The organism is Bacillus sp. LJBV19 (assembly GCF_017797845.1).
Classification (GTDB): domain Bacteria; phylum Bacillota; class Bacilli; order Bacillales; family Bacillaceae; genus Bacillus; species Bacillus velezensis.
In genome coordinates this window covers 366,107-392,549 of the sequence record NZ_CP072563.1, presented here as the reverse complement: position 1 = coordinate 392,549, position 26,443 = coordinate 366,107, and the positions used below count along the sequence as shown (strand labels likewise).

Below are 26,443 nucleotides of genomic sequence, written 5' to 3'. Positions count from 1 at the left end.
ATTTTTTGCACATGATGACACGCTTGAGGGAAACAAATCTGACAAACAGCGGCAAAATTCCTCCATGAAAATACAAATGTTCTCCCCACGTAGAAAAAATCCTTGATTTACATGTTTGAAAGAGAGATAATAAAAATTAAATTTGTGAGAAAATTTAAATATTAGGGGATGTAAATCATGAAAGTTGTAAAATTCGGAGGCAGCTCTCTTGCGTCAGGAGCCCAGCTTGAGAAAGTGTTTCAAATCGTGACGGCTGATCCCGCGCGGAAAGCCGTCGTCGTATCGGCACCGGGAAAACGCTTCTCGGACGATACAAAGGTGACGGATCTGTTAATCCGCTGTGCGGAGCATTATTTACAAAAAGGTGCAGCACCCGGGCTTGCCGAAACGGTCATTGAGCGGTACGCCGCCATCGCGCGTGAGCTGAACCTGGATTTCTCTATTATAGAAAGAATCCGCAGTGACCTATTCGCTCTCTTAAACAGCTGTAAAACCAATCCCGAACAATATATGGATGCGGTGAAGGCGAGCGGCGAGGACAACAACGCGAAGCTGATCGCAGCCTACTTCCGGCGCCGGGGCGTGAAAGCGGAATACGTCAGTCCGAAAGAAGCGGGGCTGTTTGTGACGAATGAACCCGGAAGCGCGCAGGTGCTCCCTGAGTCTTATGATCATTTGTACCGCCTGAGAAACCGGGAAGGCTTGATCATTTTTCCGGGATTTTTCGGTTACACGAAGGAGCATGAGATTGTAACGTTTTCCCGGAGCGGTTCTGATATTACCGGCTCCATTCTCGCTAACGGCTTAAAAGCCGATCTGTACGAAAACTTTACTGATGTGGACGCCGTCTATTCCGTCAACCCGTCAATCGTGCGGCATCCGAAAGAAATTAACGAACTGACGTATCGGGAAATGCGTGAGCTCTCCTATGCCGGATTTTCCGTTTTTCATGATGAAGCGCTGATTCCCGCATTTCGGGCCGGCATCCCCGTTCAGATTAAGAATACGAATAATCCGGATGCGAAAGGAACACGCGTCGTCAGCAGCCGTGACAATACGAACGGGCCAGTCATCGGCATCGCAAGCGACACGGGCTTTTGCAGCATTTACATAAGCAAATATTTAATGAACCGGGAAATCGGTTTCGGCCGCAAAGCCCTTCACATTTTGGAGGAAGAAGGGTTGACGTATGAACACGTTCCATCCGGCATTGACGACATCACGATCATCCTTCGGCACAATCAGATGGACTCAGAACTGGAACACAGGCTCGTCACCCGTCTGAAGCAGGAACTTCAAGCAGATGAAGTCACAGTCAGGCACAATCTGGCGCTGATTATGGTCGTCGGGGAAGCGATGCGCCATAATGTCGGCACAACCGCCAGGGCATCCAAAGCACTGTCGGAAGCCGGCGTCAACATCGAGATGATCAATCAAGGGTCCTCGGAAGTCAGCATGATGTTCGGAGTGAAAGAAGAACAGGAAAAACACGCGGTGCGGGCGCTGTATGACGAATTTTTCGCCGGAGTCTTACTCTCATAGGACACCGCCTCTTTTTTCTCTTGTCCACTAATATCCCTTACAAAGCAGCTTCTTTTACATATTGTATGGTATAGACAATATGGAGGTGAAGCTCATGTCAGGATATTCAGGAGTCAGCTCTTTCGCTTTGATCGTTGTTTTATTTATCCTGTTGATTATTGTTGGTACTGCCTTCGTTGGCGGTTTCTAAGCATCACTCCGTCTATATGAGGACGCTGCGGGTTTTGACCTGCGGCGTTTTCTTTTGTTTTCCGCCGCTGTCCGAGCCCGGCCGCGCAAAAAAAAAGACTGCCGGGAATATTCCCAGGCAGTCTTTTCCTTTGTTCAGGTTATTTTCTTCTCACGTCATTCCTCTTTCAGCTACATGGAATTCAGCCTGATCTGTCTGGCCTGCACCTGTCACTGTAAAAATCGCGGCGGCTGCTAAACAAATAACAAACCATTTAGATTTCAATTTCATACAAACCCTCACTCCTTTGTATTTGTTTCCTTGCCTCTTCGACTTTCAGAAAATAGTCAGAAGAAATTTTAAAGCAATTTTGTTCATAGTAATATTTAGCTGCTTCTAGTGCTAAATCCTCTATATCGGCGTATAAATTTTTATCTTCCAGGTAACGGAAACACGCGCTGATTGTTTCCTCATCCGGTTTCGCCTGATACAGAGCCTGCAGCCATTCGAATTTTACCGTGTAAACGGGATCGTCTGTTTCTTTAGCATATTCATATCCCCGCTTGTGATATTCCGACGCTTTTTCTTTTTTTCCGAGTTTAAAGTAAATGAGTGTGATTAGAAAATATGCTTGAGGAAGAGAATTGACGATTCTTTGTGATTCAAATGTATCGACCGCCCGTTCAAAGTACGGAATCGCTTCACCGATGCGGTCCTGATTGTAGTAGCACAGTCCGAGGTTATACAGCGCCCTCCCGACAAGCTGCGCTTTTTGTTCTTTTTCGGCCATTTGCAGAGCGTGCTGAAAATGTTTGGCCGCCTGTTCAAAGCGCCTTTCATCCATTAAATTGACGCCGAATACAAAATGGCATTGAATGATCCGGACGTTATATGTGTCCTGCTCTACGTAAATTTCATAAGCGTTTTTTATATGTATCAAAGAAAAATACGTTTGTTTCATATGATAATAAGCTTCGGCCACTTTAAAATAAAACTCCGCCCGTTCCACGTGGTCCGATACGAAGGCCAGTTTTTTCTCAGCTTGTTTATAATATGTAATCGCTGAGATAAATTCTCTTTTATCAAATTCAAACATGCCTTTGAAAAAGTTGACATAATAATCGAGAAGCCCTTTGAGGCCGGCCTGGCTGTTATCAATGTTATCAAGAATTTCCGACAGGGTCGGCTGGTCTTCTATCTTCAGTTTTTCCAGCGGCTCCAAGTAGTCCAGCATCAGCTGATGGCGAAATTCCATGAGGGAATAATAAAGCACTAAGTTTGAATCAGGCTCCATACGGTCAAGCTCTTGTTTGATCTCGGCTTTCAAGATCTCCGCATCCGGCACGCTGAATGTTCTGATGTATCGATACCACTCGTTAATTTTCTGCCCGACTGCTGAAGAAGGAATTAACCCGCTCTTCATTCCTTCACCCTCCCCATCCAAGACCTGTTTACCAGTTATTTTATCACGTTTCCGTCTCTTTCCATCCCGAAAAACACGCAAACTTTGTTTCGGCAGAGCGCAATTTTCCGAGTGGAGTTAAAACAGACGGCGGCCAGACGGGACCGCCGGTTTCAAGATTATTCATTTTTCGTATTCAGCGGAAGGCGGATTGTAAAGGTCGTGCCTTTTCCTTTTTCGCTGTCAATATCTATCGTACCCTTGTGCATTTCGACGAGCTGCCTGACGATGGACAGGCCGAGTCCGTATTCGCCGTATGCCGTATTCCTCCGGGACACGTCCGCCTTATAAAACCGCTCCCATATATGCTCAATTTCTTCTTTGGAGATACCGATCCCGGTGTCTTCGATTTCAATCACCGTTTCTTTATAGCCTTCATACCCGCGCAGCGTGATGTCTCCCTTTTGCGTAAATTGAATACTGTTTTTCGTGATGTTGACGAGAATCTGGATCAGCCTGTCATAATCGGCGAACACTTTGACGCCGTCCTCCACTTGAATACGCAGCTGATTTTGTTTTTCCTCCGCCTGCTGATTGAGATGCTCTTTAATAATTTCAAACACCTCGATGAGCGGCAGGCTGAGCTTGTCCAGTTTGATTTGCTGGGATCTGATTTTTTCATAATCCAGGTTTTCTTTCACGAGCCTGAGCATCCGCTTCGTTTCTTCGCTGATCAGCGAGAAGCATTTCTCTTTATCTTTTTCCGGGATGGTGTTGCTGTTAAGCCCCTCCACAAGTCCGTTAATGGTCGTCAAAGGCGTTCTCAGCTCATGGGAGACATCGGCGATAAATTGGCGCCTCCGTTTTTCGAGGCGGTCAATCTGCTCTCTCGATTGCTTCAGATTTTTGGCCATGATGTTGAAATCGGACGCCAGCATGCCGATTTCATCGCCGCCGCTGTTCTTGAGCGAAATATCGTAATCACCGGATGCCACTTTTCCGGTCGCATCCCGCAATGTCTGAATCCGCTTGACGTGAAATTTAGATAAAAGCCAGCTCAGCAGAATCGTGATGATAAGGGTGCTGATGATCGCGTAAATCATATAGCGGTTGACCTGGCTGATCATCTGCTCGACCCCTCTGACGGGAGACACGAGCAGCACCGCGCCTTTAAATTGATCGTTGATAAAAAGCGGTTTTGCGACAAGCGATACTTCCAAGCCTTCCGTATTAAAACGGTTCATTTCCGCTCTGATCTGAACGGTTTTCCCTTGCTTCAGCATGTGCCACTCTTTACTTTTCAGCTTCTCGCGCGGCGGCATATCGTCAGGAAAAAAGTAAGGCTGCTGATGTTCATCAAAAATAATAAACCTGGTCTCGCGCGTTTTTAACATGTCCTGATACGGATACAGGCGGCGCAGATCAAGATCGCGGCCGTTCAGCTCACTTGTGATCTGCTGCGCGTAAGAAGACAGCTCATCCACTTTATTTTGATACGCAAAATCTTTCACAAAGTGCGAAAACAGGGAAATGATGATGAAAAAGGCCAAAATCAAAATGCTGACATGGCTTAACAGCAGCTGATATAAGTATTTAATCCTCATCAAATTTGTATCCTACCCCCCACACCGTGTATAAAAACGGTTTTTCGTCACTGGACAGTTTTTTGCGCAGCCGTTTAATATGAACATCAACCGTACGTTCATCGCCGTAAAATTGATAGCCCCACACCTGCTCAAGCAGCTGCTCTCTCGAAAAGACCTGGCGCGGGTTTTGTGCGAGATAAAAGAGCAGATCGAATTCCTTCGGCGTCAGATTCTCGACAGGTTTTCCGTGCAGAAACACTTCCCGCGTCTTCTTATTGATTGAAAAACACGCCGTTTCGATCAAGTCGTCGCTTTTTACGGCCTGCCCCGTCGCCCGGTATCTTCTGATCACCGCTTTAATCCGCGCTACTAGTGTCAGCGGGCTGAACGGCTTGGTGACATAGTCGTCGGCCCCCATTTCAAACCCGATCACCTGATCAGACTCCGTGTCCTTTGCGGTCAGCATAATAATCGGCACACTGCTCGTCTCTCTTATTTTCCGGCAGATCGTCACTCCGTCCATGGATGGGAGCATAATGTCCAGAATGACCAAATCCCAGTCCTCTTCCGTGAACCGCTGATAGCCTTCCACTCCGTCATGGACAAATTCGGCTTCAAATCCTTCTTTAAAAAAGAACATTTCCGTCATGGTGCATACGCTTATATTATCTTCTATCATTAATATCTTCATTTGTTCCTCCGCTTATCTTGACGCTTTTTCTTATAATAGCACCATTTTACCCGGATGTTTTCGGGTTTCACAAATGTTAGTTTTTATTTCATCACCCGGAAATAGTTTGTTCATATTTTTTTCATACATTTCTCCTACTATATACATATCGGATGGCCGGTGCTAAAGGAGGCCGGTTTTACAAGATCTGACATCCATACGGAGGAACAGACATGAACTTTATAAAAAGAGCCTTTTGGAGCATGAAGGCTAAAAAGGGAAAAACATTTTTGCAGCTGGTTGTGTTTTCAGTGATTTGCATTTTTGTCCTGTCCGGTCTTGCGATCCAGTCAGCGGCAAAGAAATCAAGCGAACTGGCAAGGCAGCAGCTCGGCGGGAGCGTCACACTCCAGGCTGACCGCCAAAAGCAAATGGCGCAGCAGCAAAAAGACGGTGAAAAGAGGACGTTTGAATCAACACCGATTTCCGTCTCAGATGCCAAGAAGCTTACATCTTTACAGCATGTTAAAAATTACAACTTCCTCACGACAGCGTCAGCAAATGCAGAAAGCTTTGATGCGATAAAAAGCTCAGGCGAATCAGCCGATAACAGTTCCGGCGCCGGCCGTTTTCAAGGCGGCGGAAGACAGATGATTTCAGCGGATATCTCGATCGAAGGCGTGCTCTCTACGGCATTGCTTGATGATTTCACGGACGGGAGCTCAAAAATCACTGACGGACGCGCCATCACAAAAACAGATGCGGACGCAAAAGTCGCCGTGATTAATGAAACGCTGGCAGATCAAAACAAGCTGAAGGTCGGCGGCTCCATTACCGTTTCCTCAGCAGCGGATGATTCTGTGAAAACGAAGCTTAAAATTGTGGGAATCTATAAAACAACATCATCAGGAGACGATCAGGCACAGCATTTTTCATTCTTAAATCCTGACAATAAAATCTATACGCCTTACACCGCCGCGGCGGCGTTAAAAGGGTCTGATAACAAAAACAAAATCAGCTCAGCCGTTTATTATATGGATGATGCCAAATATATTGACTCATTCGTTGCGGCTGCGAAAAAAACATCTATAGATGATAAAACCTACGCGCTGACGACAAATGATCAGGTGTATCAGCAAATGGTCGGCCCGATTGAAAATGTCGCGTCATTTTCTAAAAACGTGGTATACCTTGTATCCATCGCGGGCGCGGTCATTCTTGGGTTGATCGTGATGATGTCGATCAGGGAACGTAAGTATGAAATGGGTGTCTTGATGGCGATCGGCGAAAAGCGCTGGAAGCTCATCGGACAATTCTTAACGGAAATTCTGGTTGTCGCGGTTATCGCCATCGGGATCGCATCCGTCACGGGCAGCCTTGTGGCGAATCAGCTCGGAAATCAGCTTCTTTCCCAGCAGGTCAGCTCAGCCGGTGATTCGCAGCAAACAAGCGGCTGGGGCGGAGGAGAAATGCTGCGGGGAGGCGGCATGTTCGGTCAGCATTCATCCGGCGCGGATGTCATCAGTACAATGCAGGTAAACGTCTCGCTGAATGACCTTCTGATTCTTAGCGGGATCGGCGTCGCAATTGCCGTCATTGCCACATTACTGCCGTCTGTATCAGTCATGCGGCTTCACCCTAAAACGATCCTGACCAAGCAGGAATAAGAGGAGGCAGCATAATGAGCCTATTAACCTTTCAACAGACCGGCTACTGGTACCAAGACAAATCACAGCCGCTGTTTCAGGATATAACGATCAGCTTTGAAAAAGGGAAGTTTTATACAATTGTCGGCGCCTCCGGAACGGGAAAAACAACGTTTCTGTCTCTGGCGGGCGGCCTTGACACACCTAAAGAGGGAAGCATCCTTTATAACGGAGAAGACATCTCCAAAATCGGATTAACCAAATTCAGAAATCAATATGTCTCTATCGTCTTTCAATCTTATCATCTGATCCCGTATATGACGGCGCTCCAGAATGTCACAACGGCGATGGAGATCACCGGCTCTAAGGAGAACAACAAAGATGCGTTCGCGCTCAGCATGCTGAAAAAAGTCGGCTTCACCGAACAGCAGGCCCGTCAGCGGGTGCTGACATTAAGCGGCGGACAGCAGCAGCGCGTTTCAATTGCGCGGGCTTTCTGCTGTGACACGGATTTGATTTGCGCGGACGAGCCGACGGGAAATCTCGACGAGGATACGTCAAAGGAAATCGTCCGGCTCTTTCAGGACTTGGCGCATAAAGACGGCAAATGCGTCATCATGGTTACGCACGACGAACAAATTGCCAAAGTTTCGGATATCAACATCCGCTTATCAAGAGGAGGTTTCACGGTAAAAGAAAACGGCACGGCCGTTTCCTGATACCGCGCCCCTGCCAGCGCAGACAGGGGCGCACCCTATATCCCCCTATTCAATAGAAGTGAACGTAAAAAGAGCGAGGGCTGCATCCCCCCGCTCTTTTTATTTATATCAGCTGTAAATAACGGTCAATATTTGATTGTCCGGCTGCTTTGATCAATTCTTCCGCCTTTTCCTCTTCCCGCGGCAAAGCGAGCCGGAGTTTGTCTTCAATGTCTTTTTCAGAAAGGCCGTTTCCCGGCGCTCCCTTCGGACAGTCGATACGTGTTTCATAGACATGACCGCCGGAAGCCGTAACCCGTACAATTGTAAAACGGCCCTTCGGAACGGCGTTTTCAGCCGGCTGAATTTGGTCATCGCAGCTACGGTGAATCCGCTCAAATCCTTTTTGAAAGGATTCCGGAATCGGCTCGGATGTGAAATGTTCAACTGAAAAATCCTTACCGTGCAAAGCTAAGGTGATCACATATTCCACGCTGAATCTTCCCGCTTCGCCTGTTTTCGGACGCCGTTCTGTCAATGCGGCGTCACCGCCCGGCGGATAAATCACGTCGATCCGTTCCGTTTGGCCGAAAGTGAGACTATGTTCGGCCTTCAGCTTGAGAATGGCGTCCGCCGCATGATGAGCCGCCGAGCAAAACGGATAAACCTTAAACCAAAGTCCCGGGCTCACAATCCGCCAAGGTTTTCCCCACCCGTTTACAAGCAGGGTTTCTGCCCGTTCAAGATCGCCGTACAGTCCGAAAAAACCTTTCTCCCCGTCGAGCGCATGAACTGAGCCGCCGAAACCGGCCTTTGCAAGCTTTACGGCGAACAACCCGGCTTGAGCGGCCAGTCCGGCGTGGAGCGGCTTCATTTCTGTCCCGAATTGCACTCTCATGCCTCCGGAGCGGGCAGCCGCAAACCCGATTGCTTTCTGCAATTGGGTTTGATTCAGATTCTCCGCGAATCCGACGGCGCATGCGGCCGCAATGGCACCTAACGTTCCTGTATTGTGCCAGCCTTTCTCGTAATGATGCCTTCCAGCTGACTCACCGAGCCGCGCCATCACTTCGATTCCCGTCACATAAGCACCGAGAAAACGGCTTTTGTCTATACGGCCGGCTGATGCGGCTGCAATCAAAGCCGGAAGGATGACTGCGCTCGGATGTCCTCTTACATCAGAATGAACATCGTCAAAATCAAGCGCATGTGCGATGAAGCCGTTAATGAGCGCGGATTGGGACGGCGTGGTTTTTTGATTTCTGCCGATAAGCGGCGCTATCGGCACCCCGCCTTCTTCTTCGGCCAGTTTTACCAGCTTTTCAACTCCTTTATCCCGTCTCCCCGCAAAGGCTGCCGCTGTAAAATCAAGCAGTCCTTTGCGCGCTTCTTTCATCGCTTCAGCGGATGTTTCCGGCACAGACGACATGACGGCCTGAGCAAGCCCGGCCGTCAGATTTTCCGTATTCATTCCGTTTGCTCCAATACATTGACGGCAAGCCGGGCGAAAAACTCAGCCGCTGCCGGGAGCGCTTTTTCGTCGAGTGTGAAGGCGGGATGGTGCCATTCTTCCGTTCCGTTTGTTCCCATCCAGACGAAGAAGCCGGGGATTTTTTCTTGATATAACGCGAAGTCTTCGCCGCCGGGCGACTGTTCTGCCCGAACGGTTTGAAGCCCGAGATCTTCAGCCGTTTGCTCCGCCGCCTGTATGAAACGGGCGTCGTTCATCACTGACGGAAGGTAAGGATACCAGCGGAATTCGGCTTCTGCCCCGAACCCGGCCGCGATTCCTTCGGCAACCCGCTTCATATGTTTCGGAACAGCGTCACGCGCTTCCTTTTGAAACGTCCGGACGGTGCCTTCCATTTCAACATGGTCCGGGATGACATTCCAAGAGCTGCCGCCCTGAACTCTTGTGATGCTGACGACGGCATTGTGAAGCGAGCTGATATTTCTGCTGACAACTGATTGCAGGCCGCCGATGATCTGCCCTGCCGCCTGAATCGGATCAATGCTGTTGTCGGGGATTCCGGCGTGGCCGCCTTTTCCTTTAACGGTGATTTCAAAGCGGTCGACACTCGCCATCAGCGGGCCTTCTTTCAGACCGACCGTGCCGACGGGGAGGTCAGGTTTGTTATGCATGCCGAATATCGCCGATACACCGTCAAGCGCGCCGGCTTCAATGACCTGTCTTGCTCCGGCGGCGATTTCTTCCGCGGGCTGAAAAATAAACCGCACCGTTCCTTTCAGCTCATGCTTTCTCTCATTTAATAAAAAAGCCGTGCCGAGGATAGATGCCGTATGGAAATCATGGCCGCAGGCGTGCATCACGCCGCTGTTTCGCGAAGCAAACGGAAGGTTTGTTTTCTCTTCGATCGGCAATGCGTCGATGTCCGCTCTGACGGCGATGACGGGGCCGCTTTTGTCTCCTTTGATTTCAGCGATCACTCCGGTTTGAAGTTTCGGCACATCAAGAACCGCGATTCCTTCTTCCTCCAGCCAGCGGCGGATTTTATTCGTCGTTTCATATTCCTCGCCTGACAGCTCAGGGTGTTCATGAAGATCGCGGCGAATATTGATTAAACGTTTGTTTAATGATTCATACGTTTCATTTGCCATTTCTTCTTCTTCCCTTCTTAGACAAGTTCGGCAGGCTCTCCCACTTGCTTAATGAATTTTTTCGTCCGTTCGTTCTGCGGATTGTCAAACAGCTCTTCCGGCGTTCCCTGTTCGATGATGCGTCCGTCTGCCATAAAAATAACTTTGTCGGCCACTTCACGAGCAAAAGCCATCTCATGCGTGACAATGATCATGGTTGTCTGTTTTTCGGCAATTGATTTGATGACTTGGAGCACCCCGGCTACAAGCTCAGGGTCAAGGGCCGAAGTCGGTTCATCCAGTAAAATCGCGTGAGGATCAACGGCCAAGGCGCGCGCAATCCCGATCCGCTGCTGCTGCCCGCCTGACATCGTAATCGGGTAGCTGTCCGCTTTGTGTTCTAAACCGACTTGCCGCAGCAGATCCATACCGATCTGTTCCGCTTCTTTTTTCGGTTTCTTTTGCGCGGTGATCAGCGCCTCTGTCACATTTTGCAGGGCGGTTTTGTTTTTGAACAGGTTGTAATTCTGAAACACCATCGCCGTCTGCTGGCGAAGCTTATGAACGTCTTTGCGCGAATAGGACGCTGCATTCAGTTTTGCATCACCGATTTCAATGATGCCGTCATCCGGGCGCTCCAGCAGATTCAAACAGCGGAGGAGCGTTGATTTTCCCGAGCCTGACGGGCCGATGATGGCCGTGACTTCGCCGCTTTTGATCTCAAGATCGATCCCGTCAAGTACGGTAAGGTCTTTAAATGCTTTTCGAATATGTCTGACTTGTATCATCCTGAGCCTCCTCCTATGTGCGATAAGGCTTGCTGATCGCCCGTTCGAGCAGATCCTGCAGCACACTGTAAATAATCGTAAGAATCCAGTACATGACCGCGACGGCTAAATACGTCTCAAAATATTTGAGGTTGCCTGATGCGTACATTTTTCCTTGGGCGAACATTTCCATCACTCCTAATGTAAAGGCGAGCGATGTTTCTTTTAACAGGCCGATAAACGTATTTCCCGTCGCGGGAAGCGCGTTTCTGACGGCTTGCGGGAAAATGATCCGTCTGTACGCCTGGGATTTTGTCATTCCGACAGACAGACAGGCTTCAAGCTGCCCCTCATCGACTGAGTTGAGCGCCGCGCGGAAGATTTCAGCCAAGTAGGCGGCATTCTTCAGGCTTAACCCGATAATCGCCGCAGTTAACGCCGTCATCTTGCTCATTCCGGGAAAGAGCTGAGGCAGGCCGTAATAAATTAAGAAAAGCTGCACGAGCGTCGGCACGCCCCGGAAAAATGAAATATACACCTTTGACAGCTGGTGAAGCACAGGAACACGATTTTTTGTGATAAGCGCTAATATAAGGCCGCCGATCACGGCAAATACCATGGCCGCGACGGCCATTAGTAATGTGATCGGCAAGGCTTCGATTAACGCGGGAAAAGCTGAAAACATAAATCCCCAATCAATGCTGTTCATTCTCGATTTTCACCGCCGTTTCTTAATGCTTTGCTTCCGTTGTGATATCTTCGTTAAAGTACTTTTCAGACAGCTTTTTCAGCGTGCCGTCTTTTCGCAGGTCTTCAATGGCTTTGTTTACTTTTTTGCGGATTTTATCGTGAGCCGCATCTTTCGCAAACGGGAAAGCGACTTTTTCATAGACAATCGGGTCTCCTGCTAATTTCAGAGGCAGACCGGTCTTTTTGATCTGGGCGATCAGGACGCTGCGGCTGTTTACATAAGCGTCAACCCGTCCGTAAGCTACGTCTTTCAGCGTGCCTTCTTGTGTTTCATATGTTTTAATGTTGATTTTTTTATCCGGGTCCTTGCTCTCAAGGTTTTTCGCGTGGTTTGAGCCCAGAACGGCCGCCACTGTTTTTCCTTTTAGATCGTTGACTGATTTGATGTCTTTGTTATCGTTTTTGACGACGATTTGAGTGCCCGCATACGAATACGGTTCTGTGAAGTTATACGTTTTCTTGCGTTCGTCCGTGACAGCGACCTGGTTAGAGATGGTATCGAGTTTGCCGGTCTGGAGCTCTCCCATCAGACCGCTGAATTCAAGCAGCTTCCAGTCCAGTTTCATGTTGATTTTTTTCGCGACGGCTTCCATGACATCCACGTCAAAGCCGGTCAGCTTGCCGTTTTCTTTATATGCGAACGGATAGCTTTGTCCCGTGGCGCCTACATGCAGTACGTTATCGCCGCCTTCGCTTTCTTTTCCGTTTCCGCATGCTGATAAAACCGCCAAAAGCGCGGCAGACAGCAGCAAAGCCCATGTTTTCTTCTTCATTGAAATCCCGCCTTTTCCTATTAAAATGTTAATCCTGCAATTGTTTTTTTAAATAAATGGTGATGTGCCCTTTTCCTAAATCCTTTTCGCCTGCACGGACGTAGCCTTTCCGCTCGTACATGCCGATCAGCCACGGATGCTTGTCCGCTGTGCCCAGTGACACGAAAGGCGCTTTTAATGTATCGCGGAGCACTGTATTCTCCAGCCACTCCAGCATGTCCGAGCCCGTCCCTTTTTTTCCGGTTTCAGGATCGACGGCGAACCACCAAATATGAGGGACACCGTACGGCCCGGGATTCGGCCCCCACGGCATCCGCAGAGAAATCGTCGCCAGAATCCGTCCGTCTTCTTCCAAAACGTAACAGGCGTTTTTTTGTATGTTATTCAAAACGAGCTCCTTATCCGCCGTGGCAGCGGCAAAGTTGATGCCGAGCTTGCGGATCGGTTCATACGCCCGCAGTGTCAGTGAAAGCAGCTCATCAGCGTCTGCCTCCGTTGCGAGCCGGTATTGTCTTGACATGATGAGCCCTCCTTTAGTCGGCATATCGGTTTGCCGGTTTTTCCAGTCCGAAATGTTCTCTGAGCGTCGTTCCTTCATACTCTTTTCTGAACACACCCCGTTCTTGTAAAATCGGAATCACTTTGTCTACGAAAAGAGTGAGACCTTCAGGCAAAAGCGGCGGCATGATGTTGAATCCGTCACAAGCTTGTTTTCCGACCCATTCTTCCATCTTATCGGCAAGCTGTTCTGGCGTTCCGACAAAGATATGATGGCCTCTTGAACCCGCCACATATTTGTAAAGTTCGCGGATGGTCATGTTATCGCGTTTGGCCATCTCCTGAACGAGCTTGAACCGGCTTTTAACGGCATTCGACGCATCCGCATCCAATTCAGGCAGCGGGCCGTCAAGCGGGCAGGCGGAAAGGTCGACGCCGCCCAGATAGTTTTGCAGAATGTTCAGGCCGACAGACGGAATGATGAGGTCTTGGAGCTCTTCATATTTTGCCTGCGCTTCTTCTTCAGTATCGGCGATAACGGGAAAAATTCCCGGCATGATCGCGATTTTTTCAGGATCACGGCCGAAAGAAGCCGCTTGTTCTTTAATAGATTGATAGAAATCCTGCGCGGATTCCAAATGATTTTGCGCGGTGAAAATGACCTCCGCCGTTTTGGCGGCCAGCGCTTTTCCGTCTCCTGATGATCCGGCCTGAATAATGACCGGGCGCCCTTGAGGTGTGCGGGCGACATTTAACGGCCCTCTCACGGAGAAATATGTTCCTTTATGGTTCAATTCATGCATTTTGTCTTTATCGAAAAATGCTCCTGATTCTTTGTCACGGATAAAGGCGTCTTCCTCCCACGAATCCCATAATCCTTTGACGACTTCAACGAATTCTTCCGCGCGCTGATATCTGAGATGGTGCTCAAGATGCTTTTCGCCGCTGAAATTAAGCGCGGTCGATTCAATCGAAGATGTGACGACATTCCAGCCCGCGCGGCCGTTGGAAAGATGATCAAGCGATGCAAATTGTCTCGCGATATGGAACGGTTCGCTGTATGTAGTAGATGCGGTCGCCGTCAGACCGATGCGGGATGTGACCTGAGCGAGCGCCGACAGCAGCGTAAACGGCTCAAAGCGCGTCAGCACATTCGGATGTGATTTGCCGTCTATTGATAAACTGTCCGCCAAAAACAGCATGTCCAATTTCCCCCGCTCAGCCGTTTTCGCCAGTTCTTTGAAATAATCCAAATTCATGCTCGCGTCCGCCGGTGCCTGAGGATGTCTCCAAGAAGCGACATGATGGCCGGTGCCCGCGAGAAACACACCGAGTTTGATTTCTTTTTTCTTTGTCATGATGGATCTCCTTCTATTCTGAAATACGGTTCGGAAAATATTAACACCACTAAACCTATATTTCCTAGTAATTTTATAAGAATAAATCAAAATGTACAATTGTCAGGCAAGTTTGTCAATGCATTAAGACAAAAATCATGATATTTAAAAAAACCCGGCGCACCGGCCGGGTTATTTCTTCGAAACTGTATAGACGGTCCCTTTGACCTTTTTCTTAATAACGGCAATGATAAGCAGCAAAACGGGGAACAGCACTTGAAACGGAAGATGAATATAGATCGGCACAATGTTTAAGCCTTCATTCATGTGTTCCGAAAAATTGCTTGCGATGCTGATGGAGAGAATCAGCACCCCCAATCCGACCGGGAAGGCCAGCTGGGACGGATTTTTTTCTTTAAACAGCGTGGACACGCCCACGACAACCGCATATGTAAAAAGGCTGACTTTGAAAAAACCGCCGATGACGAGCACGAGCATGAAAAAGACATCCAGCCGGTCTAAAAACTCTTCCACTTTAATTGTCTGTATGGTGCTCAGCAGCGGAAATTGAGAGCGGAGCATTAAGTTGACGTCCAGCACACAAATATTAATCGCCACTGACATCGCCAAAAACAGCCCGCTGATGATAATCGCCAGAAATCCGGTTTTCTTCACCTTTTTCCGATCTTTTAAATAAGGGAAAATCATGACAAACACGATTAATTCACCGAACGGGATGAACATCGTCTGTTTAAACACGGAATAAATGACCGTTCCTGCACCCTCCGCTAAAACGGGCTGGAGAAATCTGAGGTTTATCGTGCCTGAGCTGATAATGAGGATCAGCCCGACGGCTGTCAGGAAATACATAATGCCAAACAGCAGCTCGCCGGCTCTCGCTATCACTTCAATTCCCTTTCTGACCGCAAATATCGCGGCGATCATCAGCATGGCATTCACAATTAAAAGCGGCGTGTCCTGGTAGGCGAAGGTGACAAGCATTTCGCCAAAATCCCGCAATACGCGGGCCGCGATATAAGCAAAATAGAGAATATAAAGAAGGGAGACAGCCCAGCTCAGATGTCTGCCGATCAGTTCGTTCATGTAATCTCTCGGAGAAGACTCAGGAAAAAATTGATACAGCGCCTGATAAACGTAGAAAAGCCCGAGACCGATAACGCACCCGAGAAGCACGGACAGCCACGCATCCCGCCCGGCCATCGTTCCCGGCGGGATCAATAACGAACTGCCCAATTCAAACAAAATGATCATAATAAACAGCTGACGCGTGCCGATTTTCGCATTTTCCATACGCTTCGCTCCTTTCTCCTCAAATCAATCATGCTCAAGCTTGTCTGAGAGAGGATTATTCCGCAAGCCCGTTCTTCTGATAATGACTTCCGTTTTGACATCTACGGGGAGATTGGGGAAATATTCTTCATCCCACTTCCCTTTGAACTTTTTCCATTTGTCCGGATGCTTCCGATAGATCAGGTCTCCGAAGCCGACGAAGTCATTCTTATGGGCTTTTATATCTTCAATCGATTTGGTGATATCTTTCTCAAGCTGCACGCTGAGCGCCTTTTGCATCGACATCAGCACTTGCGGATCAGACAGATGGAAAGGGTATCTGACAGCGTCCACCAGCCCCTCGACCTGAGCATGCACGTGAATATACGGTTTTCCGTTCGGAAAAGTGGCCGTCACCTTTGTATTCTGGCGGGTGACCTGCAGACTGATTGCATGCTTCACGTTCTTCCAATCCGCATTGATGAACGTATGCTTGATCCTATTGAGCAGCCATACAGCCCCCACACTGTCGTCATCCTCAATCCAGTAATCCAGCCTCCCATCCTTTTTGAACACCGCCAGTCCGTCCGCTGACAGCACTGCTTTCGGTTCAGTTGTCTGCGTATTTTCCATCGTAGGACCGGCTTTATCGTCTCCGTGCATTTCATAACCAGGAATAAACGGCGACCCGGTCGGAGAAGCGAGATCAATCAGAACGTCCTGAAGGCTGGTTTTAATGACTCTGCCGTATTGTTCCTGCGTGAAGCTGAGCGTCTTGTTCACTTTATTGGAAGGGATTTTATCAATCGGCGTCAGCACTTTAATAATGTCTTCAGCCTTGCAATTATGCGCGATCACAACGGTTGCAGTCGTCCTGAATTCGGTGTCGCGGTCAAGATTGTCCAGAATAAAACTGAGCCCTTCCTCTTTCGCCAGTTTTTCACTGAACACCACGAGATTCGTATGCGCAAAATAGAGCCTTCTGGACACTTTCATCGAGCCTTTTCTCAAAGCTTCCGTCATATTGTCTCCGGACACCGAATAGACGGAAACCGGAGGCCGGTCTCCCGCTCCGCCGCCCTGCAGACCGCCGGCCACATTTCCCGGATTGATAATTTGAAAATGAAGAACATATTTTCCCGTTTCGGTCCGGTCAATACCGATGGCGGAGATCACCGCCAAATCGGTCAGCTCCCTTTTATCCCAGCATCCGGATACAAACATAAGGGAAACCATCGTACAAAGGATAAGCATCCATTTACGTCTTTTCATTACCGTCGCCCTCTTCTACATCTTTATTAACCATTCCTCTGGATGTCTCCGGTTTCGGTCTTTGATGTTCCCCTTGGCGCCTGTTGTTTTCCTGCACGAGCAGTCCCGGCCTTTTTTCATCCGCCCATAACGGAGCGCGGAGGAGGGAATCCTTCAGTCCGCCCGGGGTTAAAGGAGCGAGCGGGGACATATACGGAAATCCGAATGAACGCAGGCCGCACAGATGGACAAACATCATGATAATGCCCAGAATCAGCCCGTAAAATCCCATAACCGCCGCCGACAGAATAAAGAGAAACCGGATCAGACGCGCAGATATCGCCATGTCAAAAGCCGGGGTCGCAAAGCTGGCAATCGCCGTCAGCGCGACGACGATAACCATGGCCGGGGAGACGATGCCGGCCTGCACGGCGGCCTGGCCGATGACAAGCGCTCCGACGATGGAAACGGCGGAGCCGACAACTCTCGGAAGCCGGACACCCGCCTCCCTGAGAATCTCAAAGGCCACTTCCATCGTCAGCGCTTCAATCACGGCCGGGAACGGCACCGTCTCCCGCTGGGCCGCGATGACAATCAGCAGCTGGGTCGGAATCATTTCCTGGTGAAAGGTCGTCGCCGCCACATAAATCCCCGGCGCCACCAGTGAAATGAAGAAGATCAAAACCCGCAGCACCCTGATGCTAGTGGCGATATCAAATCGTGAATAATAATCCTCAACGGATTGAAAAAATTGAATAAATAAGGCCGGCGCGAGGAGAACGAACGGCGTTCCGTCCACGATAATCGCAAATCGTCCTTCCAGCAGATTCCCCGCCACAACGTCCGGCCGCTCTGTATGATATACGGTGGGGAACACAGAAAACGGCGCGTCTTCAATGAGCTGTTCAATGTAGCCGGATTCCAGAATGCTGTCGATGTCAATGTGCTTCAGCCGCTTGCGGACTTCCTTAATCAGCTTTTTATCGCAAATTCCGTTAATATACATCAGCGCGACATCCGTATTCGTTTCGTGTCCGATTTCCATTTTTTCAACCCATACATCAGGCGTTTTTACATACCTGCGGATCATGGAAATATTGGTTTGCAGAGATTCAGTGAATCCCTGCCGCGGGCCGCGGAAAGAGACCTGGGTGCTCGGCTCTTGAATGGACCGGTGCTCTCCCCCTTCCGTGCTGGCGATCAGCGCCTTGTCAGCCCCGTCGACAAAAATGAGCGTGCTGCCCGCCACCAGCCCGGCATAAAGACTTTTCCATTTTTCTTCCTCTTTCACACCGCCGATCGCAAGCGTTTTATCGTATATCAGGCAGACTGCTTGTTCCGGCTGAACGGACGGGATGTCGATTAAATCCTCCAGAAGGGATTGGCTGACGAGCTGTTCGTCTACCAAACCGGCGATATACACAATTGCGGCCGGAAGCTCTTCTTTTCCGATTTTCAGCCGGCGGATGACGACATCGGCACTGTTGCCGAACCTCTCAGACAGCTTCTTCATATTTTGCTTTAAGCTGAGGGAGATCGGCTCATCCCGCTCTTTGTCCGGCTGGCTGTCCGCTTCTTTTCTGCCTTCATTGTCACGGTCGTTTTGATCGGCTTTTTTTTGTTTCTTCTGCTTAAAAAATGGCGGCATATCGCAAAAAACCTTTCCTCGTTTTTTTCATATTCTTCCTGTACGGCAAAAGATTATGCACGGCGGAAAGTCTGTATAAGTTCTGCGTAATCGAAAAGGATAAAAAGGGAGAGTGATGCGCATGAAAATATTGGGGGTTTCATTTTTTTTGCTTGCTGCCTGTCTGATCATTTCAGTGACGATGGATATGCTGCAAGGTTTCAGTTTCTATGGAGCGGTCCAAAACAACCTGTCCGCTTTTAAATTGACCACCTTCTCAGAATGGCTGATGCTGTTTTTATTCGCCCTTTTTTTAATCAGAGAAATGATCGTTTTATATAAATCAGGTAAAAAAGATGCCTGACAGGCGCACGGCTGTATTGTGTCAAAAAAGAACACATCCCTCCTTCTTTCGGAGTTCATGTGTTCTTTTTATGTTTCCGGCGCAGATTGTTTTCAGATGACGATATTTCCGCTTTCCGTATCTGTCGTGTGTTTCACAATGACGCCTTTGATAATGCGGTTGCCGATGATTTTAGTACTTGCGGAGGAATTGGTTTGGATGGCGGAAGCAGAAGCGGCGGAAAGGTTGTTGATGGTATTGCCCGACACGAGGGAATTGGAGGCTCCGTTCAGATAGATGCCGATCGGGCTGCCCGCCGTTCGGTTGATCGTGAGCGTATTGTCTATGACTTCATGCGTGCCTGAGTTCAGATACACGGTAACGATAAGCGGTGATGATTCAAAGCGGTTGCTGATGACAGAGGTTCCCGAGGATGTTGAACTGAAAATGGGATAGTTTTTGTAGCTTTTGAAGAGATTTCCCTTGATGACAGCCCTGGCGTCATTTGTCACAGATACGGCATAGGACTCCGCGGCGCCCTGATACGCATTCGGAATGAGCGTATTTCCTTCAATAACGGCATTTCCGCCTGTGACCCATATGCCCCGGCTGAACGATTTCAGCACATTTTGTTTTACGGTGATATTGCCGGCCGACATACTGATTCCGTCCGTTACCTGATTCAGAGTGTTATTCATAAAGACGGCGTTTTCCGACAGCGTCGCCCGCATCCCCGTGCTTCGTCTCGTTTCGGAACGTCCGTTTTCAATGACATTGCCGTCAACGGTCACATCTTCTGCCTGATAGACGGAAATGCCCGTATTTTCAAATTGATTGATTTTGTTATGGGTGACGAGGACGCTTTTTCCCCTTACATCTATTCCGGTGGAAAAACCGGTAATCAGATTGTTGGAAATGACGGCATTGCTGCTGTCCTGTCCTTGTGACACACCTTGTCCGGCGACTGCGGTCCTTGAGCCGCCGTCTGACCGAAAGAAGACATTCCCCGAAATGACGGTATGTGCCCCATACCCGTAGCTGATTGTGTTATCGGAATGATTTCCTTCAATTAACACATTATATCCGTTAAAGTTGGTGACTGAGCTTGCGGCGTTTCCGGAAAAGAAGTTGTTGCGGACCGTAATATGAAGAGCTTCTTCATAATCAATATCGCCTTCTCCGTACGATTCAATATCGATTCCGAATTTCGGAGCCGTTCCGTTCCCTTGCCCGGCGTCTTCAATCACACATTCTTCCACCGTAACGGTATTGCAGCCGGTGATTGAAATGTTGTTCCGCCTTGACTGCCTGATCTCACAGCGGCGGATGGTCACCTGTTCTGAAGTTTCGTAATCACTGTTTGTTTTTAACCCGAGCGGGCTGACAATAATGCCGTCTCCCGTAAAATCGGAAATCTTCACATTTTCGATCAGCACATTGCTGCTGCCTTCAATACAGATTCCAAACCCCCATTCATGGGTCGACCGCAAAGGGACATTGGTATACGTGTGTTCATCCCGTTCTCCGATGATCCGGCCGCCGGTGATGGTGACATTTTCACGCCTGCCTATATAGAAAGCCGAGTAGCCCCAGGAGCTGTTCGGCGCCACTTTAATCGTGCATTCCGGATCTAAAACGATGGTGAGATGGCTCGGCACGTTAATCCCGGCGTTCCGAAACGGCTGGCTTCTGTCCCCGCCAAGCGTGCCGTTGATTTTATACGTTCCGGGCGGAAAAAACACCGTATGACAGCCTTCGCTGACGGCCCTGGCCAAGCATTGATTGATGGCGCCCGTCACGTCGGTTTTTCCGTCTGCCGCCACACCGCAATCCGTTATATCCAATATACGATTCGGCAAGTGATAATCTCCTCCTTCCTCTCTTATTGTCATCTTATTCCGCCATATCCCGCTCCGCCTGTACATACTTTAAATTTTATTAAAAAAGTTTATAAAGATAGTTTAGTCAGATAATATAACAAAATAAGTCATTGGAATTAGGAAAATTCGTCTATATTCAACGTTTTAATATCTTTTCATTCTGGAATTTTTTGAATTCAGTATAAATTATATTGACACAAGTATTATATAAGAATATGATTTTTGTAATACACTTTTTTAAGAAAGGGTTGGCTCAGGTGGCATCTATTGATAAGGACTCTATAACAGAAACTGTGCCGCAACGAGGCTTTTTCGGTCATCCCCGCGGCTTGTTCACACTGTTTTTCACCGAATTTTGGGAGCGTTTCTCCTACTATGGTATGAGAGCCATATTGCTTTACTATTTATACACGGAAGTCGCTCATGGCGGTCTCGGCTTTGATAAAACGACCGCAGTTGCCATCATGTCCATATACGGGTCTCTCGTATACATGTCGAGCGTCATCGGCGGATGGCTGGCCGACCGGGTATTCGGCACGGCAAACACCGTATTTTACGGCGGAATTTTAATTATGTTCGGGCACATCGCTCTTGCCTTCCCTGGCAGCACGGCGGCGTTTTTTACCAGCATGGCTCTGATCATTATCGGAACCGGCCTGCTTAAACCAAACGTATCCAGCGTTGTCGGAGATTTATATACGAAGGAAGACGAGCGCCGCGACTCAGGTTTCAGCATCTTTTACATGGGCATCAACCTCGGCGGATTGCTTGCGCCGCTAATTGTCGGAACACTCGGACAGAAGTACAACTACCACTTAGGCTTCGGATGCGCCGCGGCCGGTATGTTCCTCGGACTGATTGTTTTCGCTCTAACGAGAAAGAAATACCTCGGCAAAGCAGGCTCCAATGTACCGAATCCGATTTCTAAATCATCAGTGATCGGCACGGGAATCGGAGTGGTCATCGCAGCAGCCGTTATCATCGTTCTGATCCAAACCGGCTGGCTGACGATCCAGCGTGTGATTGACACCGTCAGTATCCTCGGCATTGTCATTCCGGTTATTTACTTTATCGTGATGTTCACGAGCAAAAAAGCGACGAAAACGGAAAAATCACGGCTTGCGGCTTATGTTCCGCTGTTTGTTGCAGCGGCAATGTTCTGGGCGATTCAGGAGCAGGGCGCGACGATTCTTGCTTTATATGCGGATCAGCGCACGAGACTTTCCTTTGCGGGCATGCATCTTGAGTCTTCATGGTTCCAGTCTCTGAACCCGTTATTCATCGTTATTTTCGCGCCGGTGTTCGCCTGGATCTGGATGAAGCTCGGCAAACGCCAGCCTTCAACACCGATTAAATTCGCAATCGGCATTATCCTTGCCGGATTATCATTTTTAGTCATGGTGCTTCCGGTTATGGGCGGAAGCGGCGAGCTTGTGAGCCCGCTTTGGCTTGTGCTCAGCTTCCTTTTGGTTGTGCTTGGTGAGCTTTGCCTTTCACCGGTCGGTTTATCCGTCACAACGAAACTTGCGCCTGCCGCTTTCTCAGCGCAGACGATGAGCATGTGGTTTTTAACAAACGCCTGCGGTCAAGCCCTGAACGCAAAAGTAGTCGGTTTGTTTGATAAGATTTCTGAAGCGGCCTACTTCGGCTCAATCGGTCTTGTTTCGATCATTCTCGGTATTATTTTGATTCTTCTGTCTCCCGTCATTAAACGGGCGATGAAAGGCGTACAATAAAAGAAAAGCCTGCGGAATCGTCCGCAGGCTTTTTTTATGCGTCTATCGTTTTAACTCCTCAAGTGTTTCTCTCCATCTCTTCAAGACATCTTCCGGTTCGTGGAGCTGGATGGCCGGTCCGGATGTCAGATCCGCGTATTTCGCCCGATCTTCCTTGACGGTGATCACGCGGCAGCTGAACCGTTCCCGCTCGTGTTTCGCCTCTTTCAGCGGCGGAAGCGCCTCACATTCCAATGTGACGTAATATGCGGCTCCTCCGTGCCAGGCGATGAAAAGCGCTTGTCCCGAATGCAGCAGGCTGCTTACGGTCGTCGTGTTTTTCCATAAGGCGAGCCGGAGATTTGTTCTGCTCACGGCCACGATTTCACCGGCGCTGATCATGGCCGCGTGCGGACGGCCTTCTTTTGTCACGGATTGGAGCACAAATGCGTCGTGCTGCTTTTTTTCAAGCTCCGTCCCGTCTAAAAGCGTGTAAAGCGCCTCCGGCAGCTGCTCCGGCAGCATTACGCTTTTCTTTCCGGAACAGCGGGAACATGTGCGGCCGTCTCCGTTTCTTTCGGATCAATTTTAAATGCCGGGTTGAATGCCGCCGGATTCGTGATGCTTTCCGGTTCACAGGATCTCCATGTGAAAAAGCAGGTTTGGCATTGGTAAATTTCCCAAGCGCCTTTGACCGGCGATTGGCTGACGGTTTCTCCTTTTTTCGATTCACAGCGCGGGCATGTTTTCATTGCAACCTCATCCTTTCTTATTGATTCATTAAGTCCATCAGTTTTTGTTCCCATTCTTTCGTTGTCAGCGGAGAATCAAGCGGCTGAGAATAATGGCCTCTTGTTTCCGGCGCGACAGGCGTTGTCGCGTCAAGAATCATTTTGTGTGTCATCCCTGCCGGATCAGACCCCGGGTCAAGCGGAAGGACGGACAGGTCAGGAATGATGACTGCATCGTGTTTCGGATGCATTTTCGTTGAGAGCGCCCACATGACTTGCGGGAGGTTAAACGGATCGACATCCTCATCCACGACAATGACCATTTTGCAGTAGCCGAGTCCGTGCGGCGTGGTCAGAGCGCGCATGCCGACCGCCTTGGCAAAGCCGCCGTAGCGCGTTTTCGTGGAAATAATGGCGATCAGCCCGTGCGTATACATCGCGTTCACGGCGACAATTTCGTTCGGATAAGCTTCCTTGAGCTGCTGGTAAAGCGGCACGCACGTATTAATGCCGATCATATAATCGCACTCCGTCCACGGCATGCCTAAGTATAAATGTTCAAAAATCGGATTGTTTCTATGATATACCCGTTTGATTTTGATCACCGGCATGCTGCGGCCGCCTGAATAATGGCCCGTGAACTCACCGAAAGGTCCTTCGTATTCCCGTTCTCCCGCAAGGATCTCTCCTTCCAGAACGACTTCAGCGCCCCAAGGGATGTCTAAATCAGACAATTTAGATTTGACGATTCTGTAGGGCTCCCCTTGAATTGCGCCGGCCATTTCATACTCGGATTGATCGTATAACAGCGGAGTTGACGCAGCTGTCGTAATCACCGGCTCACAGCCGAGCGCGATCGTAACGGGAAGATTCACGCCGCGTTCTTCAGCTTGGCGAAGATGAATCGCAATATCATGCTGAGGCACGGGCTGAATGCCGAGGCGGTCTTTTCCCTTTACCTGCATTCTGTAAATGCCGACATTCTGCTTGCCGAAATTGTCCGGATCTTCAAGATCGCGGGAAATGACACACGCTTTATCCAAGTAATAGCCGCCGTCCCCCTGGTTGATTCTGAATAGCGGAAGGATGTCGAATAGATTGATATCTTCCATTATTTCATTTTCATGAAACGGCGCGGTTTCTTCCCGTTTGACCGGCACCGGAAATGCATCGTACCGTTTGGCAAACTCAAAGAATTGTTCTTTTACAGGCGTATCTTTCGGCATGCCGAGCATCATCGCGTGATTCGGCCACGAGCCGATGACATTCAAAGCCACCTGCGCATGGTGATGTCCGTAAATATTGTTAAACAAAAGCGCAGGGGTTTTATCCCCGAGATTGCTGGCTGCACGCGCAGCGGCACCCAGATCCGGCTCCGGTTTTACCTCTTCGTTGACTGTTAAGAGCTGCCCTTCTTTTTCAAGAGCGGCGAGAAATTCCCTAAAATCCTGATAGGCCATTATCAGATTCCTCCTTTTTGTTTTTCAATTCCGTACCACCGTTTCGCTTCCGGCAGACGGATGCCGAACTGATCGAGCGTCCGGAACACAATATGGTCTATCAATTCATCCATGTCAGCCGGCTTGTTATAAAATGCCGGCATCGGCGGAAGAATGACGGAACCCATTTTTGTAAGCGTTAGCATATTTTCTAAATGGATTTGGCTGAGCGGCGTTTCTCTAGTCAGCAGCACAAGTTTTTTCCGCTCCTTCAGGATGACGTCAGCCGCCCTTGTCAGCAGATTGTCAGCCATTCCGGTGCGGATGCTTGCCAGTGATTTCATGCTGCACGGAGCGATGATCATCCCGTCCGTTTCAAACGAACCGCTTGAAATCGCCGCCGCCTGGTCTTTGTGAGAATACGTATAGGATGCGAGTTTCTCGACATCTTTTAACGTATAATCGGTTTCATGTGTAATGGTGACATTTGCCCAAGGAGACACGACAAGATGGGTTTCGATCTCCGCGGCTTTTAAATATTCTAAAAGCCTGATCCCGAATATGGCTCCCGTTGCCCCGGTCATTCCGATGACGAGCTTCATATTGACCCCTCCTTTACGCTTGAAATGTGGTGTCAAAACCATCATACTCCTGATATATCCATATGAAAAATATTCGTTAAATCTATATATCATACCTTAAAGGTATAAAAGAAAGGAGCGCGTTCTCATGGATATCCGGCAATTGCGTTATTTCATCACCATTGCCCAAGAGCAGAAAATCACGACGGCCGCCAAAAAGCTTCATATGGCACAGCCGCCTTTAAGCAGACAGCTGAAACAGCTCGAAGAAGAATTGGGCGTCATTCTGTTTGACCGCAATAAAAAGAAACAAATGACCCTTACATATGAAGGAAATGTCTTTTTGAAAAGAGCGAAAGAGATTCTTCATAAGTTTGAGGATGCCATTATCGAGGTACAAGAGCTGAAGGAGGAGGTGGCCGGGACACTTGCCGTCGGGTCAACCATTTACTGCGCAGCGCTCATGCTTGAGAAAGTGTCACAGATGAAAGAGCGGTTTCCGCATCTCACCTTTAACATTTGGGAAGATGAACCCGTCTCACTGCTTGAGCTTCTGGAAACCCGGCAGATTGACGCCGCCGTGACCACCACCTTGATTAAAAACGACGGCATTGAATCGAAGGAGCTTGAAGACATTCCGTGTGTATTGGTGCTGTCCGAGCATTCAAAACGACTGTGCGGTGAAACGATTAAACTGAATGACATCGCCTCTTTGCCTCTGATCCTTTTGCGCACCGTCAATGGAAGAGGTGTGTATGACCAAGTCCTCCAAGTTTGTGAACAGTACGGTCTCGACCTTCAGGTTGTCTGTGAATGTCATGACTCCGCGACGCTTTTGAGCCTCGTATCGTCAGGGTTCGGCGCCACGATTCTGCCTTTGACGATGATTCCCGTCCATATGCGCTCGCATGTCAAAACGGTTATCATCGAAGACAACCCGTTTGTCATGACACCGGCCGTCATCTGGAGGAAAGACAGCTACCTGCCGAAGCCTGTCAGACAGTTTTTGGAATTATTTTGATCTCAGAACACGAAGAATTCCCGCTTATGAAAACCAATTACTTGACTCATACTAAAAAAAAGTTATCCTTTACAATTGGGAGCTATTTTTTCTCAATAAAACTACTCAGAAAAGTGGGGAATAAAGAAG

The 26,443-nt window shown here is 48.9% G+C and carries 26 protein-coding genes; 7 read left to right on the top strand and 19 right to left on the bottom strand.

Going from position 1 to position 26,443, the window contains the following annotated elements; translation table 11 throughout:
* Window positions 1–177: 177 nt before the first annotated feature.
* Window positions 178–1,542, top strand: coding sequence for an aspartate kinase (locus J6600_RS01950; protein WP_110085395.1), 1,365 nt, complete (start codon window positions 178–180; stop codon window positions 1,540–1,542).
* A 79-nt stretch (window positions 1,543–1,621) separates the two neighbouring features.
* The gene (locus J6600_RS01945) at window positions 1,622–1,732 is read left to right on the top strand and encodes a YjcZ family sporulation protein (RefSeq protein WP_369878517.1); all 111 of its coding nucleotides are present in this window, start codon (window positions 1,622–1,624) and stop codon (window positions 1,730–1,732) included.
* 150 nt (window positions 1,733–1,882) lie between these two features.
* Here J6600_RS01945 and phrC read toward each other — a convergent pair whose 3' ends face one another.
* From phrC to yclJ, 4 genes are all read right to left on the bottom strand, one after another.
* Entirely contained in the window at window positions 1,883–2,002 is a 120-nt protein-coding gene (phrC, locus tag J6600_RS01940; RefSeq protein ID WP_003156334.1) for a phosphatase RapC inhibitor PhrC, read from the bottom strand.
* Window positions 1,986–3,134, bottom strand: a complete 1,149-nt coding sequence (locus tag J6600_RS01935) for a Rap family tetratricopeptide repeat protein (protein WP_014304340.1) — start codon at window positions 3,132–3,134, stop codon at window positions 1,986–1,988. The genes phrC and J6600_RS01935 overlap by 17 nt, the downstream gene beginning before the upstream one ends.
* 158 nt (window positions 3,135–3,292) lie before the next feature.
* The gene (gene yclK / locus J6600_RS01930) at window positions 3,293–4,720 is read right to left on the bottom strand and encodes a two-component system sensor histidine kinase YclK (protein ID WP_088056326.1); all 1,428 of its coding nucleotides are present in this window, start codon (window positions 4,718–4,720) and stop codon (window positions 3,293–3,295) included.
* On the bottom strand, window positions 4,707–5,390 hold the full coding sequence (gene yclJ / locus J6600_RS01925) for a two-component system response regulator YclJ (protein ID WP_014416901.1): 684 nt from the start codon (window positions 5,388–5,390) through the stop codon (window positions 4,707–4,709). The genes yclK and yclJ overlap by 14 nt, the downstream gene beginning before the upstream one ends.
* Window positions 5,391–5,602: 212 nt before the next feature.
* On the opposite strand from yclJ, the gene J6600_RS01920 reads away from it, so the two are divergent.
* Entirely contained in the window at window positions 5,603–7,036 is a 1,434-nt protein-coding gene (locus J6600_RS01920) for an ABC transporter permease (protein ID WP_209387880.1), read from the top strand.
* Between the two features lie 14 nt (window positions 7,037–7,050).
* Window positions 7,051–7,734 carry an ABC transporter ATP-binding protein gene (locus tag J6600_RS01915; protein WP_022552585.1) on the top strand — a complete coding sequence of 228 codons (684 nt, stop codon included), beginning with the start codon at window positions 7,051–7,053 and terminating at the stop codon, window positions 7,732–7,734.
* Between the two features lie 103 nt (window positions 7,735–7,837).
* Here J6600_RS01915 and J6600_RS01910 read toward each other — a convergent pair whose 3' ends face one another.
* The 10 genes from J6600_RS01910 to gerKA all read right to left on the bottom strand — a co-directional run bounded on the left by J6600_RS01910 (window position 7,838) and on the right by gerKA (window position 18,625).
* Window positions 7,838–9,184, bottom strand: a complete 1,347-nt coding sequence (locus J6600_RS01910) for an MmgE/PrpD family protein (RefSeq protein WP_209387879.1) — start codon at window positions 9,182–9,184, stop codon at window positions 7,838–7,840.
* The gene (locus tag J6600_RS01905) at window positions 9,181–10,332 is read right to left on the bottom strand and encodes a M20 peptidase aminoacylase family protein (RefSeq protein ID WP_209387878.1); all 1,152 of its coding nucleotides are present in this window, start codon (window positions 10,330–10,332) and stop codon (window positions 9,181–9,183) included. The genes J6600_RS01910 and J6600_RS01905 overlap by 4 nt, the downstream gene beginning before the upstream one ends.
* Window positions 10,333–10,349: 17 nt before the next feature.
* On the bottom strand, window positions 10,350–11,099 hold the full coding sequence (locus J6600_RS01900) for an amino acid ABC transporter ATP-binding protein (RefSeq protein ID WP_003156349.1): 750 nt from the start codon (window positions 11,097–11,099) through the stop codon (window positions 10,350–10,352).
* 13 nt (window positions 11,100–11,112) lie between these two features.
* Window positions 11,113–11,787 carry an amino acid ABC transporter permease gene (locus tag J6600_RS01895; RefSeq protein ID WP_007410261.1) on the bottom strand — a complete coding sequence of 225 codons (675 nt, stop codon included), beginning with the start codon at window positions 11,785–11,787 and terminating at the stop codon, window positions 11,113–11,115.
* A gap of 22 nt (window positions 11,788–11,809) precedes the next feature.
* A complete protein-coding gene (locus tag J6600_RS01890; RefSeq protein WP_014416894.1) occupies window positions 11,810–12,601 on the bottom strand; it encodes an amino acid ABC transporter substrate-binding protein in 792 nt (263 codons plus the stop codon).
* Window positions 12,602–12,629: 28 nt separating this feature from the next.
* Complete coding sequence (locus tag J6600_RS01885; protein ID WP_003156352.1) at window positions 12,630–13,121, bottom strand: GNAT family N-acetyltransferase; 492 nt, start codon at window positions 13,119–13,121, stop codon at window positions 12,630–12,632.
* Between the two features lie 13 nt (window positions 13,122–13,134).
* A complete protein-coding gene (locus J6600_RS01880) occupies window positions 13,135–14,460 on the bottom strand; it encodes an LLM class flavin-dependent oxidoreductase (protein ID WP_209388313.1) in 1,326 nt (441 codons plus the stop codon).
* A gap of 168 nt (window positions 14,461–14,628) precedes the next feature.
* A complete protein-coding gene (locus J6600_RS01875) occupies window positions 14,629–15,747 on the bottom strand; it encodes an endospore germination permease GerKB (RefSeq protein ID WP_014416891.1) in 1,119 nt (372 codons plus the stop codon).
* Window positions 15,748–15,771: 24 nt separating this feature from the next.
* Complete coding sequence (locus J6600_RS01870; RefSeq protein WP_209387877.1) at window positions 15,772–16,998, bottom strand: Ger(x)C family spore germination protein; 1,227 nt, start codon at window positions 16,996–16,998, stop codon at window positions 15,772–15,774.
* Window positions 16,985–18,625, bottom strand: a complete 1,641-nt coding sequence (gene gerKA / locus J6600_RS01865) for a spore germination protein GerKA (protein WP_022552580.1) — start codon at window positions 18,623–18,625, stop codon at window positions 16,985–16,987. The genes J6600_RS01870 and gerKA overlap by 14 nt, the downstream gene beginning before the upstream one ends.
* 121 nt (window positions 18,626–18,746) lie before the next feature.
* Here gerKA and J6600_RS01860 point away from each other — a divergent pair, with 121 nt between their 5' ends.
* Complete coding sequence (locus tag J6600_RS01860) at window positions 18,747–18,968, top strand: YczF family membrane protein (protein WP_014720711.1); 222 nt, start codon at window positions 18,747–18,749, stop codon at window positions 18,966–18,968.
* A 92-nt stretch (window positions 18,969–19,060) separates the two neighbouring features.
* Here J6600_RS01860 and J6600_RS01855 read toward each other — a convergent pair whose 3' ends face one another.
* The gene (locus J6600_RS01855; protein WP_209387876.1) at window positions 19,061–20,806 is read right to left on the bottom strand and encodes a right-handed parallel beta-helix repeat-containing protein; all 1,746 of its coding nucleotides are present in this window, start codon (window positions 20,804–20,806) and stop codon (window positions 19,061–19,063) included.
* A gap of 278 nt (window positions 20,807–21,084) precedes the next feature.
* Here J6600_RS01855 and J6600_RS01850 point away from each other — a divergent pair, with 278 nt between their 5' ends.
* Window positions 21,085–22,563 (top strand): peptide MFS transporter, encoded by a 1,479-nt coding sequence (locus J6600_RS01850; RefSeq protein WP_012116786.1) that lies wholly within the window; start codon window positions 21,085–21,087, stop codon window positions 22,561–22,563.
* A 42-nt stretch (window positions 22,564–22,605) separates the two neighbouring features.
* Here the strand turns inward: J6600_RS01850 and J6600_RS01845 are convergent, their stop codons facing one another.
* From J6600_RS01845 to J6600_RS01830, 4 genes are read right to left on the bottom strand one after another with little or no spacing between them, the layout of a single operon-like run.
* Window positions 22,606–23,067 carry a pyridoxamine 5'-phosphate oxidase family protein gene (locus J6600_RS01845; RefSeq protein WP_209387875.1) on the bottom strand — a complete coding sequence of 154 codons (462 nt, stop codon included), beginning with the start codon at window positions 23,065–23,067 and terminating at the stop codon, window positions 22,606–22,608.
* A complete protein-coding gene (locus J6600_RS01840) occupies window positions 23,067–23,294 on the bottom strand; it encodes a non-oxidative hydroxyarylic acid decarboxylases subunit D (RefSeq protein WP_007410250.1) in 228 nt (75 codons plus the stop codon). Before J6600_RS01840 ends, J6600_RS01845 begins: the two co-directional genes overlap by 1 nt.
* A gap of 17 nt (window positions 23,295–23,311) precedes the next feature.
* Window positions 23,312–24,733 carry a phenolic acid decarboxylase BsdC gene (gene bsdC / locus J6600_RS01835; RefSeq protein WP_022552576.1) on the bottom strand — a complete coding sequence of 474 codons (1,422 nt, stop codon included), beginning with the start codon at window positions 24,731–24,733 and terminating at the stop codon, window positions 23,312–23,314.
* A gap of 2 nt (window positions 24,734–24,735) precedes the next feature.
* Window positions 24,736–25,350, bottom strand: coding sequence for a non-oxidative hydroxyarylic acid decarboxylases subunit B (locus J6600_RS01830; protein WP_104843074.1), 615 nt, complete (start codon window positions 25,348–25,350; stop codon window positions 24,736–24,738).
* Between the two features lie 91 nt (window positions 25,351–25,441).
* Here J6600_RS01830 and J6600_RS01825 point away from each other — a divergent pair, with 91 nt between their 5' ends.
* Entirely contained in the window at window positions 25,442–26,314 is an 873-nt protein-coding gene (locus J6600_RS01825) for a transcriptional regulator BsdA (protein WP_003156371.1), read from the top strand.
* The last annotated feature ends 129 nt before the right edge of the window (window positions 26,315–26,443 follow it).